Raw genomic sequence first — 14,330 nt, forward strand, 5'->3', positions numbered from 1 at the left:
CTTCAGGGACGGCTGCGCAGGATCATCAGATTGTCTCGGTGATCCATCTCGAAGTGGCGCAGCACGTTCATGCCCAGCAGGACCTCTTGCGGATAGTCGCCCTCGATCACCATGGCCTGCACGTCGTGGAAGGTGCGACTGCCGACCTTGACCGAACGCAGGCGCACAACGTAGCCATGTGACACGCCCGAGGCAGTACGCGCCGCAGCGGGCTGCCCCTCCTGCACATAGGGGATACCCAGGCGGCGCGCATCGCGCTCGCTCAACGCCATGGTGTTGGCGCCGGTATCCACCAGCATGCGCACCGGCTGCCCATTGATGAGGCCGTCGAGGTGAAAGGCGTTGTCGCGCCGCAGCAGGCGGATCTCCTGGCGCTGCGGCCTGGCATAGCGGTCGCTCACCGCATTGCCCAGTCGCAGGGTCTCCACCCGCCCGTCGACCATCACCCGCGCCTCGCGCGGGTCGGCAGCGACCAGCTTCACGCCATTCAGCTCCTGTCCCGCCGCCAGCACCTTTCGCCGACCGCCCACCTCGAGCAGGGCCTTGCCCGGGAACAGCGCCAGCACGCGCACCTGCGCCGCCAGCGAGACCCCAGGGAGCAGCAGGGACAGGCACAGGCAAAACAGGGCTCGCGACATCGCGGTCTCCTCCAACTCAGGGCGCCAGCCAGTGCGCCAGCAGCTGCAACAGGCCCAGGGCGGCGAGCCCGGCGGCCAGGTCATCGAGCATGATGCCCAGGCCACCACCGACGCGGCGATCGAGCCAGCCTATCGGCCAAGGCTTGAGAATATCGAAGAAGCGGAACAGCACAAAGCCGACCAGCGCCCAGATCAGGCCCGGGGGTGCCCACAGCATGGTCACCAGGTAACCCGCGATCTCGTCCCAGACGATGCCCGGGTGGTCGTGCACCCCCAGCCGGCGCGCCGACCAGCCGCAGATGAACACCCCGCTCGCAGCGACAGCCAGGGTCACCCCCAGGTAGGCCCACTCCGGCAGACGCGACAGCGGCAGATAGAGGGCCAGTGCCATCAGCGTGCCCATGGTGCCGGGCGCCTTCGGCGAACAGCCCGCACCGAAACCGAAGGCAAGAAAATGCAAGGGCCGGCGCATGTCCGGCTTCGGCAGTCCGTCAGCCCGCAAAGTGGTCATGCCCCTTCGCCACCCCCTCGTCGATCTGTCCGTCGGGATATTGCGCGCGCACGCCCGCACCGCTCTCGATCATGCCCACCCAGGTCACCGGCACCGCCTGTTCGCGCATGGCCGCCTCGAAGGCCGCCTGGCGCTCGCCGGGCACGGTGAGCAACAGCTCATAGTCGTCACCGGCCGAGAGCGGCAGCGACCAGTCGCCGGTCTCGTCCACGTAGTCGCGCACCGCGGGCGAGAGCGGCAGGCGATCGAGATACAGCATGGCCCCCACCCCGCTGGCCGTGCACACATGCGCCAGGTCGCCCCCCAGGCCGTCGGACAGATCGATGGCGGCATGCGCCAGCGGGGCGGCGGCCAGGCCGAGTTCGACGCGCGGCTCGGGCTGGTCGAGGCGCTGGCGCAGGAACGGCAGGCTGCCGGCGCGGGTATACAGCCCCTGCTGCGCCAGCAACGCCAGCCCGGCATCGCCCAGGGTGCCCGAGACATAGACGAGGTCACCCGGCCGTGCGGCATCGCGACGCAGCGTGTGTGCCGGATCGGCAAGGCCCTGGATGGTGACACTGATCGACAATGGCCCGCGCGTGGTGTCACCGCCGACCAGCTGCACGCCGTGGCGTGCGGCCAGCGCCGAGAAGCCACGCATGAAGGCAGCCAGCCAGGCCTCGTCGGCCTCGGGCAGGGTCAGGCAGAGGCTGGCCCAGGCCGGCTCGGCGCCCATCGCCGCCAGGTCGGAGAGATTCACCGCCAGCGCCTTGTGGCCCAGTGTCTCGGGGTCGACCCCGGGAAGAAAGTGCCGCCCGGCCACCAGGGTGTCGCAGCTTACCGCCAGCCAGCGATCCGACGGCACTTTCAGCAGGGCGCAGTCGTCGCCAATGCCCAGGGGGACATCCTCGCGTGATTCGGTGGCATGGGCGAAATATCGCCTTATCAGGTCGAACTCGCCGGGCATTCGTTCAGCTGCGCCTGGTGGCGCCGATCTCCAGCGCGCGCAGGCTGCGCGCCGCCTTGTCGAGCACGCCATTCACGTAGCGGTGACCCTGCTCGGAACCAAAGGTCTTGGCCAGTTCGACCGTCTCGTTGATGGCCACCCGATAGGGGATCTCGGGATGCCGGAGAAGTTCGTAGGCACCGAGGCGCAGGATGGCGCGCTCTACCGGGTCGACCCGCTCGATGTCACGGTCCAGCGCCTCGGCCAGCGCAGCGTCCACGGTCTCGAGCTGCCCGGTCACGCCCTCGAACAGGTCGCGAAAGTAGTCACGATCGAAACGCTTTTCGGCGTGCTCGAGCAGGAACTGCTGCACGATGTCGGGCACCGGCTGCCCGGCCATCTGCCACTGGTAGAGGGCCTGCGCCGCGAGCGAACGTGCCTTGCTGCGTTGCCGGCTCACAAGCTCCTCACAACTTGCGCAGCAGGTTGACCATCTCGATGGCGCTGGCAGCCGCCTCACCACCCTTATTGCCGGCCTTGGTGCCGGCGCGCTCGATGGCCTGCTCGATGGTGTCCACGGTGAGCACCCCGAAGGCCACCGGCACGCCGTGCTTGAGCATCACCTGGGCCATGCCCTTGACGCATTCGCCGGCCACGTACTCGAAGTGCGGGGTGCCACCGCGAATCACGGCGCCCAGTGCCACGATGGCGTCGTAATCGCCGGAAGCGGCGATCTTCTCGAGCACCAGCGGCATCTCGAAGGCACCCGGCAGGCGCACCACGGTAATGTCCTCGTCGCGCGCCCCGTGGCGCTTGAGGGTGTCGATGGCGCCCGCCTCCAGGCTGTCCACCACGAAGCTGTTCCAGCGGGATACCACCACGCAGAAGCGTGCGCCAGTGACGGTCATGCCGCCCTCGATGGTCTTGATAGTCATGTCTCGGGAGCCTCCTGGTGCTCGTCGGTATTCACGAATTCGGTGACTTCCAGGTCGAAGCCGGCCAGGGCATGCAGGTGCTTGGGCGCGCTCATCACGCGCATCTTGCGCACACCCAGGTCGGTCAGTATCTGCGCGCCCACGCCGATGGTACGCAGCTCCTCGTCGTTCTTCGAGCACTTGCCGTCGGCACGCGGCTCGGGCTTGATGCCGTGCTTGTACTCCTCGATGCGGTTGACGATATCGCGCGCAGTGTCGTAGTTGCGCAGCACCACGATCACGCCGGCGCCTTCGCCGGCAATGTAGTCCATGGCCGCGCGCAACGGCCAGCCACAGTCGCGGGTGCTCTCGAACAGGTCGCACAGGCTGTTCTGCACATGCACCCGCACCAGCACCAGCACCGGATCGTCGGGATGAATCTCGCCTTTCACCAGCGCCAGATGAATGTCGTTGCCCACGATGTCCTGGTAGGCATACAGGTGGAAATCGCCATGGCGGGTGGGCAGCAGGCAGTCGCTGACCAGCTCGACGGTCTTCTCGTGCCTGATGCGATACTGGATGAGATCGGCGATGGTACCGATCTTCAGGCCATGCTCTGCGGCAAATTTCTCCAGGTCGGGACGGCGTGCCATGCTGCCGTCCTCGTTGAGGATCTCGACGATGACCGAGGACGGCTCCAGTCCCGCCAGCCGCGCCAGGTCGCAACCTGCCTCGGTGTGCCCGGCGCGCACCAGCACCCCGCCGGGCTGGGCCATCAGCGGAAAGATGTGTCCCGGCTGTACCAGGTCTTCGGGCCTGGCGTTGGGCGCCACCGCCGCCAGCACCGTGGTCGCACGGTCGGCTGCCGAGATGCCGGTGGTCACGCCCTCGGCCGCCTCGATGGAGATGGTGAAGTTGGTCGCCTCGAGCTGGTTGTCGGTGTTGACCATCAGCGGCAGGCGCAGCTGCCGGCAGCGCTCCGGGGTCATGGTCATGCAGATCAGGCCGCGCCCGTAACGCGCCATGAAGTTGATCGCCTCGGGCGCGACCTTCTCGGAAGCCATCACCAGGTCGCCCTCGTTCTCGCGATCCTCGTCGTCCATGATGATGACCATCCGGCCCTGCCGCAGGTCTTCGATGATTTCTTCTGTGGTGTTCAGTGACATGACAGGACTTCGGGTTGAGGAAGCCGACTATTGTACACCGAAATCCGGCCGCTCAGTGCCGAGCGCCCCGGGCCAGGGCACGGGCATGGGCCACCCGCTCCTCGGTCAACGGGTGGGTGGACAGGTAACTCCGCAGGCGGACCTGATCCTTGTTACCCGCCGCATCACCGGCGACTGCCTCCAGTTTTTCGAGGATGCGTGCAAAGGCCTCGGGATCCTCGCCCAGTTGCAGCATGCGCGTCAGCGCGTAGTCGTCGGCCTCGCTCTCGGCCTGCCGCGAGTGATGTCCCTCGAGCAGGAAGGCGGGCAAGGCCGCCGCCAGGCTGTTGATGGCGTTCACGTCCCCCACCACCAGCAGCAGACCGATACCGAGAAAGGAGCTGCGAATCACCGATTGCAGGCCATGCCGATGTACCACGTGCCCGATCTCGTGCAGCAACACGGCGTCGATCTCGGCCGGGTCGCCAGCCAGCGCCACCAGGGCATCGGTCAACACGATGTCGCCCGAGGGCAGCGCCAGCGCATTGGCCATGCCCCCCGCCTGTCGGAAGTGAAGCCGATATCGCAGACCCTCGCTGTCATCGGGAAGCAGCCGCTGGTGAACACGCCGGCGAATGGCGTCGCGCCTCGCCTCGGGCAGGGCGCTCGGCTCGAACACCCACTGATCGAGCAGTTCGAGCGCCCCCTGGGAGAGCGACTGGTTGACCGAGGCCGGCAGCGCCTGGGCCAGGGCACGACTGGCCCAGGGCACGCCCCACCACACCGCAGCGAAGGTCACGGACAGCGTCAGCAGCAGGGCAAGAACGATCCACGAACGCCGGGATTCCAGCCGATGCACGATGCCGCCGCGCCCGTCACGGTGGCTACCCCGCTGCAGCAGGGCATCGACGCCGGCATTGTCCGGGGTCTCGAACAGCGACCCATCGGGCAGCACCAGGCGGCGCGGGATATCGCCTACCCGGTCGCTCACCTGCACCTGCCGGAAATCGCCGTCGCGGCGGGTGCCATCTTCCACCTCCAGTCGGTAGTACAGGCCGTCGCTGTGCAGGATGGCGAGGCGCCGCGCCGCACTGCCCGGCGGATACCAGGTGCCGGACAGCCGGCGCACCGCCATTGCCTCAGAACCCAAGCTCGGGGGCGACGTCGAAGACATCGCCCATTTCCTCGCCCAGCGCAGAGACAGCCCCCTGTTGCTGCGAGACATAGGTATCGAGATCGCCTTGCAGCTCGGCGGCGGCCGTCTCGGTCTTGTAGCGGGTCAGGCGTATCCGGGTCCAGGGCCAGGCCAGGCCCAGCGTGAGGGCCAGCAACAGCAGGTTGCTGGCATGTATCCAGACCAGACGGGCGATACGCAGGCTGGAAGTCATTTGCAACTTGTCGTCGAGTCGCATCTGCGAAAACGCATAGTTGCGCACCTTCATCTCAAACCAGGCGCGCGTCCAGACCCCCAGCAGCAACATCGGCACATATGCCAGCATCATCGCGGCCAGCATTTCGGAAGGCACGCCGCCGCCCGGGTTCACCTCTTCTGCCATCCCCACCAGGGTATTGCCGAACAGGCCGGCTACGACCAGTGAACCCACGATCACGATGAGCAAGAACCACAACAGGTACGCCAGGTAGATGCCATAGAAACGCCGGGTATTCAGATCCGTCTCGAAGTGCCCCTGCCCGTAACGCAGATTGCCAAGCACATAAGCAACCGAGCGCTTGTGCGCGTAGGGCGTGATCGCCAGTCCCGCGAGCAGGGCGAACAGCATGCCGAGTCCGAGGAGCAGGAATCCCTGCTTCATCTCGTGCTCAGCCGCACCGCCAACCATGGCCGCTCCGAACATCGGCAACAGGAACAGCAACACTGGCAACATGGGCAGCAGCAGGAACACCACGTAGGACTCCTTCAACCGGCCGTCGAAGCCGAAACGCACGTTGCGGTAGGACGTCATAACCGAATTGAAACGTAGCGAACGCCAGATCACCCACGGCATGACCAGCATGAACAGCAACAGCATGAGGCTGCCGATGGCCGGCCACAGGTTGGAGGTGACCACGTAGATCAGCGCCAGGCCCAGCGCGATCAACCGGCCCTTGAGGATCATCAGCGGCGTGGCGTGATAGTCGAAGGACGACTCGCCGAACCAGGTATTGCCCAGGAAATAACGCCGGGTGCGCACCTTGGCCCAGGCAGAGTAGATACCCAGGGTGAGGATGGTGAGGATCAGGTTGACGATCCAGATACGGAAGTACTGCCCTCCCCGTCCCGTGAAACGGAAGGGCGTGATGGCGACAGGCTGCAAGGTACCGGACATGGCTCTCTCCTTGGACTCCGGGTTTACGAAGAGACGGCGGCGGCCGATGCGACCCTGCTGCCGCCGACGCAGGCGAGGCTAACATCGCACGCCACCCCCATCCAGCCCATGCACCACATCACCCGAACGAAAGGCAGGCCATGCGCGCCCTGCCCATCAGAAAGCAACGGCGCGCTTGCTATCATGTCGTCATGAACGCAACGACCCCGCCCGCCGAGGGCGTCATCCGCTTCCGACTCGAGCATACCAACGGGCCACTTCCGGGGTGGGCAGAGCCCGGCGAGATCCTCGCCTGGTTCCGCCGCTGCCAGGCACTGGGCGGCATCGGGCGCTACCCCCCCGAGCGTTACCAGGGTGCGGCCTTCGGCAACATCAGCCAGCGCGGCCCCGAGGGCTTCCTGATCACCGGCACCCAGACCGGTGGCCAGCAGGCGCTGACACCGGGCGACATCGCCTGGGTGAAGTACTGCGACATCCAGGAAAACCGGGTGGTCTCACAAGGACCGGCGCGGCCCTCGTCGGAATCGATGACACACGGCCAGCTCTACACGCTGGACGCCGGCGTCGGCTTCGTGATCCACATCCATGATCCACTGCTCTGGCGACAGGCCGATCGCCTGGAGCTGCCGGTCACCGACCCCGCGGCCGAATACGGCACGCCAGCCATGGCGCGCGAAGTGGAACGCCTGATGGCAATGCCGGCGACGCGGGAGGGCGGCATCTTCGCCATGGGCGGCCACGAGGATGGCTTGGTGATCTTTGGCACCGACGCCGAGCAGGCGGGGCTGCGGCTGCTGGCGTTGTACCGGCGCGCCTGCGCCCGGGCCACCAGCTGACACCGCAATGAATCAGAGACGCGCCGCCTCCACCAGCGCCATGATACGCCCGGCGATGACACCGCGCGGCTGTTCCGCATCGACCTGCAGGGCCGCCCGCGCCACGCTCAGCCAGTGCGTCTGCCCCTGTTCGACGCAATCTCGCCAGGGTTGGAGATCGCCCTTGGCATACCAGGCCTCGTAGGCGACAAGCACCGCGGGAAACAGGTCCTTGCGCATGTTGCCCAGGTTGCCGACCCAGGCATGCAGCGAAGCGCCGTCGCCTGGGTCATCGAGCAGGTGCGGCAGGGTCTGCAGGCAATCGGCCAGGTTGTCGCGCACCGCGCGCAGCATGAGCTCGGCCGGTGTGCCGAGTACTCGCAGCAACAGCGCTTCCCAGCCCCCGCCCAACAGTTGCCCGGCGCGATATTCACCGATCTCGTGATCGCGAACCACCGCCATCTCACGTTCGGTCATGTGCTCGAGCGCCGCATCGATGTCGGTCTCGAAGGGATAACAGGCCAGGGCCCGGCCCATGGCATTGTCGGGCCGGCCCCACTGCCAGGAATCGTACTTTTCCCAGAGCAGCTGCTTGAGGGCATTGCGGCGCAGGTAAATGTCACGACCCAGCAGCAGGGCCGGGGGCACATGCAGGCCACGCGCCAATTCTTCTCCGCCGACCCACAGGTCGAAGCCGTCTGCTCCCCGCTCGTGGGCCAGCAGGCGGGTGAGAAAGAACTGGGCACGACCCGACTGCGCCAGGTCAGCACTGTACAGGTAGCCCAGGTCGCTGATGCGCTGGTTGATACCGGCCACATCGAAGGGATCGAGCCAGTGTTCACCAAGCGCCAGAGGATGGTATTCCTCGTCGGCCAGGCCGTCCCACAGCGCCTCGCGTTCACTCAGCCAGTCACCCACCGCATCCTTGTCGAGGGTTTCGCCATAGGGCAGTCCCTGCTCCCAGCGATAGTACTCGCGCATCTTCATCAGGTAGGTGCACAGCCCGTAGTCGGTACCGTGGCGCGCGTCGCTGATGTGACAATTGAGCTGGACCTGTTCGGCCAGCTCCAGGATCTCCGACGACATGGTGGATGCTCCGTGGCAGGTTTCCGAGTAAAATACTCAGTTATTGACTCCCTGCCAAGCACATCGAGAGGTATCCATGGCACTGCGCATCAAGAGCCGCTGGCACAATGACGAGGGCGAACGCTCTCTCGAGGAGATTGCCGGCGCCCTGGCCTTCATTAGCTGGCGGATCGCCAAGGAGAAGGCCATCAACCTGCACGGCGAGGATTTCATCTACGAGACCGACGAACAGCGCATGGCGGTGATCGTCGAGTATCTGATCTTCCAGTTGCAGATCATCGACCGCATTGCGCACCAGCGGCTGGGACTCAACGAGGAGGAACGGCGCCAGCTGGTGATCGCGGTGGCCCGTCACCTCGCCGGGCACTTGCAGGACAACTCGGTGGACCTGTTCGGGCCCGGAGACTACGTCACGCCCTTCATCGACAAGCTCAACGAACGCGGCATGGAATACGCCGAGTTCAACTACACCGAGGACGGTCCGTCCTATCCCTTCATGCGTCACCTGGGCTATGAGATCCAGCAGATCATGGGCGAGACCCAGGCCAACCGCTGGGTGATCGATCAGGTCATGGACAAGGACGGCCCGAACGTGGACCGCGAGATCAGCCGCGCCATCGACAACCTGTTCGACTGACTCCGGGGCATGACGTTACGATGATTACTTGCGCGCCGCCATGAACAGCATGACCAGCGCCATCTGGTTGCAGTTGGAGGCATCGCGAAAACGGGTTCGCAGCAGTTCCGCTGCCTTCTTGCGGTTGCCCGACTTGAACTCGACCACCACCTCGGCTGCCGTCTTGTGAAACGCCGCGTGAGCCTCGACAGCCTCGTGGTATTCCTCGAGCTTGCCGAACGCGTCCCTGCCCGGCCCGTGCAACCAGCGGCCCAGTTCGCAAATACGATCGTCGGCAACGGTAATCAGATCGATCCTTCCACGATCACCCTCCTTGAACAGGCGCGCCAGTCGCCGCTTCCAGGCACTGTGCGCGGCCAGCACCTCGCGCAGATGCAGTCCGACATTCTCGGCCACCTCTTCCACCGTATCGAAGCTCTGTCGCGACTTGCCGGGGAAGCGCTTCCACAAGGACTTGAGCATGGTTGTGTCTCCCTGGGCGGCACAAGGTCATCAACGATCACCGCTCACCCGTGCCGGTTCGGGATCCTCAACTCCCTTGTCTGAATATTGTGGTAGTCGTTGTTACCTTGCGTTGGGCTCGACCCTCGGTTGGCAGGGGTCACTCGGCCCACACGGATGATGCCGGAAGCTGGCCGGCACAGCATCCTGACAGGTTGTCGCCGGGAGACAACACACCGTTTCATTGGTATCGGCACAGCAACTACGGCCCCGCCAAAACAAAACCCCGGCCTAAGGCCGGGGCTTTTCGTGTCCGCGAGCGGCGACGCCAGGCGCCGCCCGAAGGGAAGAACGGATCAGTTCTTCACCCAGTTACCGAAGTTGTCGGTGTTCTTTTCCTCGCCGTCGGCATAGCCGGCCTCGTAGGCTTCGGTGATACGCTGTTCCTCGCGCTTGGGGTTCTGCAGGAAGCCTGCCTGCCAACCCTGGATGTACTCCTCGTCCACACCCATTTCTTCCATCTTGGTCACAGCGTCGTAGTAGAACTGGTTCATATCCGGTCTCCGATTGACAATCCAAGCCGTCCATTCGGTACGGCGCGCACAAAACTCGAGCCTGAAGGCATTCGCCCCTCGGCCCAGCACCCCCCACCTGTCGTTTTTGGGTGTGGGCGGGTCAAAAACGGGCATTAGAATAATCTAAATTACTCACCCCTGACAAGCCGCAATATCACCGCAATACCGACAGCCACAATATCGACAATCTCCCGAGGACAAGCACCAGGCCGACTTCCCGCTACCCGTGTTGCCGCCGGGGTTGATCTTTCAGGACCTACTCACCATGCTTGCCGCCTGGTCTCATCGACGATCTGGACACACGGAGTCATCATGCGCCCGGCCCAACTGCTCACCATCCTGGACCGCGAATTCACCAGCACCCTCGAAGGTCACCACACCCCGGTCATGCTCTGGGGACCGCCGGGGGTCGGCAAGTCGGACATGATCCGCCAGACCGCCGAGCGCCACGAGGTGCCGATGATCGACATCCGCCTGTCACAGATGGAGCCGTCGGACCTGCGCGGCATCCCTTTCCGCAGCGGCGAGCACGTGGAATGGGCCACGCCCGCCATCCTGCCCGATGCGGCACGTCACGGCGAGCGCGGCATCCTGTTCCTCGACGAGATCACCTCGGCCCCACCCAGCGTCTCGGCCGCCGCCTACCAATTGATACTCGACCGCCGCCTGGGCGAATACCAGGTGCCCAGGGGCTGGGCGATCTTTGCCGCCGGCAACCGCCAGGGCGACCGCGGCGTGACCTACACCATGCCCGCGCCGCTGGCCAACCGCTTCTCGCACTTCGACGTCGAGCCCCACCTCGACGACTGGGTGGCCTGGGCCTATGCCCACGGCATCGACGAGCGGGTGATCGCCTTCCTGCGCTTCCGCCCCGAACTGCTGTTCGACTTCGACCCGGCGCACAATCCCATGGCCTTCCCCTCCCCGCGCTCCTGGGAATTCGCCCATCGCAGCCTGCAGAAGTTCAGCGGCCACCCCGAGCTGCTGCAAGGCGCCCTGCAGGCCTGCGTGGGGCCGGCCGCCGGCATCGAGCTGACCGCCTTCGTCAACAGCCTGGACAAGATGCCCGACCTGGACGACATTGTCGCCGGCAAGCGCGTGCCCGTGCCCGAGGAGATCGACCTGCAATACGCCGTGGCCGCTGCCCTGGTGGGCCGTGCCATCCGTGCCGCCAACCAGCCCGAGGCCAGCGAAATCATCGGTCACATCCTCGACTATGCCGGCGCCTTCCCGCAGCGCGAGATGGGGGTGATGCTGGTCTCCGACCTGCATCGCGCCATCGGCGAGCAGCTGTTCGCGATACCGCAATTCGCCACCTGGGCGAACGCCATCGCCGACGTGATGCTCTACGAGTGACGCCATGGCCGTGGACATCGAACGGATCGAGACCAAGCTGGCCGCCGCACGTACCCGGCTGATCCTCGACAAGCCCTTTCTCGGCGCCCTGGTGCTGCGCCTGCCGATGATCGCGGCAAATCCCGAATGGTGTCCCACCATCGCCACCGACGCGCGCAAGTTCTATTACAACCCCGAGTACATCGCCGGCCTGTCGCTCGACCAGACCCAGTTCATGCTGGCACACGAGGCGCTGCATTGCGCCCTGTCGCACTTCGCGCGCCGCCAGCATCGCATCAAGCACCGCTGGGATCTGGCCTGCGACTACGCCATCAATCCCCTGCTGATCGAGGACGGTCTCAAGCCCCCACCCGACGCCCAGATCATGCCCATGTACCTGGGCATGACCGCTGAAGAGATCTACCCGCTGATCGACGAGAACGACCAGACCGAGACCCTCGACCAGCATCTCTACGACCAGGACAACGAATCCGGCGGCGGCCAGCAGGGGCAGAAATCGGGCCAGGCACACGACGCCAACCAGCAGCAGGGACATCGCCCCGAGGACGGCACCGGCGAGCCGGACGGCGACCCCGGTGGCGAGCGCCCGCTCGACGAGCAGTCCGACGACCGGGAAGGCGAAGGCGGCCAGCCGCTCCAGAACGAGGGCCGCAACGGCGAACAGGAGGGCGAGACCGACGACACGCAACCCGGCGAAGGCGACCCCGCGCCCGACCCGCTCTCCCCGGAGGAGCGCGCCACCCTCGAGGTCCAATGGCAGCAGCGCCTGGCCGGCGCCGCCCAGCAAGCCAAGCAGGCAGGCAAGCTCGGCGGCACCCTGGCGCGCCTGATCGAACACCTGTTGCAGCCGCAACTGCCCTGGCGCATGCTGCTGGCACGCTACATGACGGCCATGGCGCGCGACGACTTCAGTTACATGCGTCCCTCGCGGCGCGAGGGCGACGCCATCCTGCCCTCGCTCAAGAGTTCGCAGATCGACATCGCCGTGGCCATCGACACCAGCGGCTCGATCAAGGCCAGCGAGATCGAGGAATTCCTCTCCGAGATCGCCGCGCTCAAGGGACAGATGCGTGCGCGCGTCACCCTGCTGCCCTGTGACTCACAGCTCGCTCCCGGCGCCCCCTGGATCATCGAACCCTGGGAAGACTTCAACCTGCCCGAAAGCCTGGCCGGCGGGGGTGGCACCGACTTCCGTCCCGTGTTCGAATGGATCGAGGCCAACGGCATCCAGCCTGAACTTCTGGTGTACTTCACCGATGCCGAGGGCCATTTTCCCGAGCAGGCGCCGAACTATCCGATAATCTGGCTGGTCAAGGGAAAGGAAAAGACCCCCTGGGGACAACGCATCCAGCTCAACTGAAACGGCCTCCGGGCCGCAAACACGACATGGCCCGCACCCGCAACACGCTGCTCTCCGCACTGCTCACCGCCAGCCTGGCACTCGCCCCCCTCCCTTCCGCCCGGGCGCTGGACACCCGCCTGCCCGACCTGGGCAACAGTGCTGGCGGCCTGATGACGCCCAAGGCCGAACAAGAGCTGGGGCGGGCCTTCATGCGCAGCGTGCGCCTGAACCAGGCGGTGCTCGACGACCCGCTGATCGGCGATTACATCCAGCAGCTCGGCGAACGCCTGGTCGAACACAGTGATGCAGCCGGCACACCCTTTCATTTCTTTGTTATCGACAACCGCGAGATCAATGCCTTCGCCGGCCCTGGCGGCTACATCGGCGTCTACACCGGTCTGATCTCGACCACCCAGACCGAGAGCGAACTGGCCGCGGTTCTGGCCCACGAGATCGCGCACGTCACCCAGCAGCACCTGCTGCGCGCCTGGGAGACCGCCAGCAACATGACCCTGCCCAACGCCGCCGTCCTGCTCGCGGCCATCGCCATCGGCGTTGCAGCCGGGGGTGACGCCGGCCTGGCCGCGGCCACCATGGGCCAGGCCGGGCTGATCCAGGAACAGATCAACTTCACCCGCGCCAACGAACAGGAGGCCGATCGCATCGGCATCGACATCCTGGCGGACACCCGCTTCGACCCCAACGCCATGCCGGCCTTCTTCTCGCGCATGGGCAGGGCCAACCGGGTGTATGCCACCAAGCTGCCCGAGTTCCTCATGACCCACCCGGTGACGACCAGCCGTACCGCCGACGCCCTGGGCCGCGCCGCCCGCTATCCGGCACGCCAGGTACGTGACAGCCTGCACTTCGAACTGACCCGCGCACGCATCGCCCTGCGCAATATCGAGCACCCGCTGGCACATGCGGCGCGCCTCGCCCGCCAGCTGGAAGACGGACGCTACCGCAACCGCCTGGCCACCGAATACGAGCGTGCACTGAGCCTGCTGCAAGGCGGTCGCATCGCGGAAGCCGACACCCTCCTTGCGCGCCTGTTGCAGGCTTCGCCAGACACCATCGAGTTCATTGTCGCCAAGGCCGAGGTGGAGCAGCGGCAGGGAAAGGCCGAGGCAGCCCTGCGGCGTCTACGCCAGGCTCTGCTCGCGCATCCCACCAGTCGCGCCCTCGTGCTCTCGCATGCCGAACTGGCGACCGCACTCGGACACTACCGCGAAGCAGTGGACCAGCTGCGCGATCACCTCGGCATGGCCACCGACGAGCCCCGCATCCATGCCCTGCTGGCGCGCGCCAGCGGCGAGGCAGGGAACGCCGTCGCCGCCCACCGACACCAGGCGGAATACCACTACCTCAATGGCAAACTGGAAGAAGCCATCCTGCAACTCGAACTGGCGCTGAAGACCCCCGGCATCAGTTTCTACGACAGCAGCCGCATCGACGCCCGCCTGCGCGAACTGCGCGAGGAACTGGCTGCGCGCAAAAAACGGGAATAAACCCGATAGCCCTGCGTCTATGCATCGGGTCCACAAGGCACACCCAAAAGTATCAGATGTTGCTGATATACCGGACTGCGGAACCAAGGCTTGCGTCGGAACACCAAATC

Annotated in this window: 16 protein-coding genes; 5 read left to right on the top strand and 11 right to left on the bottom strand. The window is 65.7% G+C overall.

The features are described 5' to 3' along the window. Positions 1-2: 2 nt before the first annotated feature. The 8 genes from EBS_RS08425 to EBS_RS08460 are packed head-to-tail and all read right to left on the bottom strand — an operon-like array spanning position 3 to position 6,460. A complete protein-coding gene (locus EBS_RS08425; protein WP_043109536.1) occupies positions 3-638 on the bottom strand; it encodes a retropepsin-like aspartic protease family protein in 636 nt (211 codons plus the stop codon). Between the two features lie 16 nt (positions 639-654). Next, positions 655-1,149, bottom strand: a complete 495-nt coding sequence (locus EBS_RS08430) for a phosphatidylglycerophosphatase A family protein (RefSeq protein ID WP_052199431.1) — start codon at positions 1,147-1,149, stop codon at positions 655-657. Beyond that, positions 1,130-2,095 carry a thiamine-phosphate kinase gene (thiL, locus tag EBS_RS08435; RefSeq protein ID WP_043108233.1) on the bottom strand — a complete coding sequence of 322 codons (966 nt, stop codon included), beginning with the start codon at positions 2,093-2,095 and terminating at the stop codon, positions 1,130-1,132. The genes EBS_RS08430 and thiL overlap by 20 nt, the downstream gene beginning before the upstream one ends. A 4-nt stretch (positions 2,096-2,099) precedes the next feature. Then, the gene (nusB, locus tag EBS_RS08440) at positions 2,100-2,534 is read right to left on the bottom strand and encodes a transcription antitermination factor NusB (protein ID WP_043108234.1); all 435 of its coding nucleotides are present in this window, start codon (positions 2,532-2,534) and stop codon (positions 2,100-2,102) included. A gap of 7 nt (positions 2,535-2,541) precedes the next feature. Then, the gene (gene ribH / locus EBS_RS08445) at positions 2,542-3,009 is read right to left on the bottom strand and encodes a 6,7-dimethyl-8-ribityllumazine synthase (RefSeq protein WP_043108236.1); all 468 of its coding nucleotides are present in this window, start codon (positions 3,007-3,009) and stop codon (positions 2,542-2,544) included. Further along, positions 3,006-4,154, bottom strand: coding sequence for a bifunctional 3,4-dihydroxy-2-butanone-4-phosphate synthase/GTP cyclohydrolase II (gene ribBA, locus EBS_RS08450; protein WP_043108239.1), 1,149 nt, complete (start codon positions 4,152-4,154; stop codon positions 3,006-3,008). The genes ribH and ribBA overlap by 4 nt, the downstream gene beginning before the upstream one ends. A gap of 52 nt (positions 4,155-4,206) precedes the next feature. Continuing rightward, positions 4,207-5,262, bottom strand: a complete 1,056-nt coding sequence (locus tag EBS_RS08455; protein WP_171816220.1) for a M48 family metallopeptidase — start codon at positions 5,260-5,262, stop codon at positions 4,207-4,209. A gap of 10 nt (positions 5,263-5,272) precedes the next feature. After that, complete coding sequence (locus EBS_RS08460; protein ID WP_043108240.1) at positions 5,273-6,460, bottom strand: YjgN family protein; 1,188 nt, start codon at positions 6,458-6,460, stop codon at positions 5,273-5,275. 191 nt (positions 6,461-6,651) lie between these two features. Between EBS_RS08460 and EBS_RS08465 the strand changes: the two genes are divergently transcribed. Further along, a complete protein-coding gene (locus EBS_RS08465) occupies positions 6,652-7,296 on the top strand; it encodes a class II aldolase/adducin family protein (RefSeq protein WP_043108241.1) in 645 nt (214 codons plus the stop codon). 12 nt (positions 7,297-7,308) lie between these two features. Here the strand turns inward: EBS_RS08465 and EBS_RS08470 are convergent, their stop codons facing one another. Then, positions 7,309-8,361 (bottom strand): Sfum_1244 family protein, encoded by a 1,053-nt coding sequence (locus EBS_RS08470; protein WP_043108242.1) that lies wholly within the window; start codon positions 8,359-8,361, stop codon positions 7,309-7,311. A gap of 76 nt (positions 8,362-8,437) precedes the next feature. On the opposite strand from EBS_RS08470, the gene EBS_RS08475 reads away from it, so the two are divergent. Next, a complete protein-coding gene (locus EBS_RS08475; RefSeq protein WP_043108243.1) occupies positions 8,438-8,998 on the top strand; it encodes a hypothetical protein in 561 nt (186 codons plus the stop codon). 24 nt (positions 8,999-9,022) lie between these two features. Here EBS_RS08475 and EBS_RS13010 read toward each other — a convergent pair whose 3' ends face one another. Then, positions 9,023-9,460, bottom strand: coding sequence for a CZB domain-containing protein (locus EBS_RS13010; protein WP_052199433.1), 438 nt, complete (start codon positions 9,458-9,460; stop codon positions 9,023-9,025). Positions 9,461-9,795: 335 nt separating this feature from the next. Then, on the bottom strand, positions 9,796-9,993 hold the full coding sequence (locus EBS_RS08485) for an Alvin_2107 family globule sulfur oxidation protein (RefSeq protein ID WP_043108244.1): 198 nt from the start codon (positions 9,991-9,993) through the stop codon (positions 9,796-9,798). A gap of 333 nt (positions 9,994-10,326) precedes the next feature. Between EBS_RS08485 and EBS_RS08490 the strand changes: the two genes are divergently transcribed. The 3 genes from EBS_RS08490 to EBS_RS08500 are packed head-to-tail and all read left to right on the top strand — an operon-like array spanning position 10,327 to position 14,220. Further along, positions 10,327-11,370 carry an AAA family ATPase gene (locus EBS_RS08490; protein ID WP_043108245.1) on the top strand — a complete coding sequence of 348 codons (1,044 nt, stop codon included), beginning with the start codon at positions 10,327-10,329 and terminating at the stop codon, positions 11,368-11,370. Between the two features lie 4 nt (positions 11,371-11,374). Further along, entirely contained in the window at positions 11,375-12,730 is a 1,356-nt protein-coding gene (locus EBS_RS08495) for a vWA domain-containing protein (RefSeq protein WP_070104731.1), read from the top strand. 26 nt (positions 12,731-12,756) lie between these two features. Further along, positions 12,757-14,220, top strand: coding sequence for a M48 family metalloprotease (locus EBS_RS08500; RefSeq protein ID WP_043108246.1), 1,464 nt, complete (start codon positions 12,757-12,759; stop codon positions 14,218-14,220). Positions 14,221-14,330: the final 110 nt, after the last annotated feature.

This window comes from endosymbiont of unidentified scaly snail isolate Monju (assembly GCF_000801295.1).
Lineage (GTDB): Bacteria > Pseudomonadota > Gammaproteobacteria > Chromatiales > Chromatiaceae > MONJU.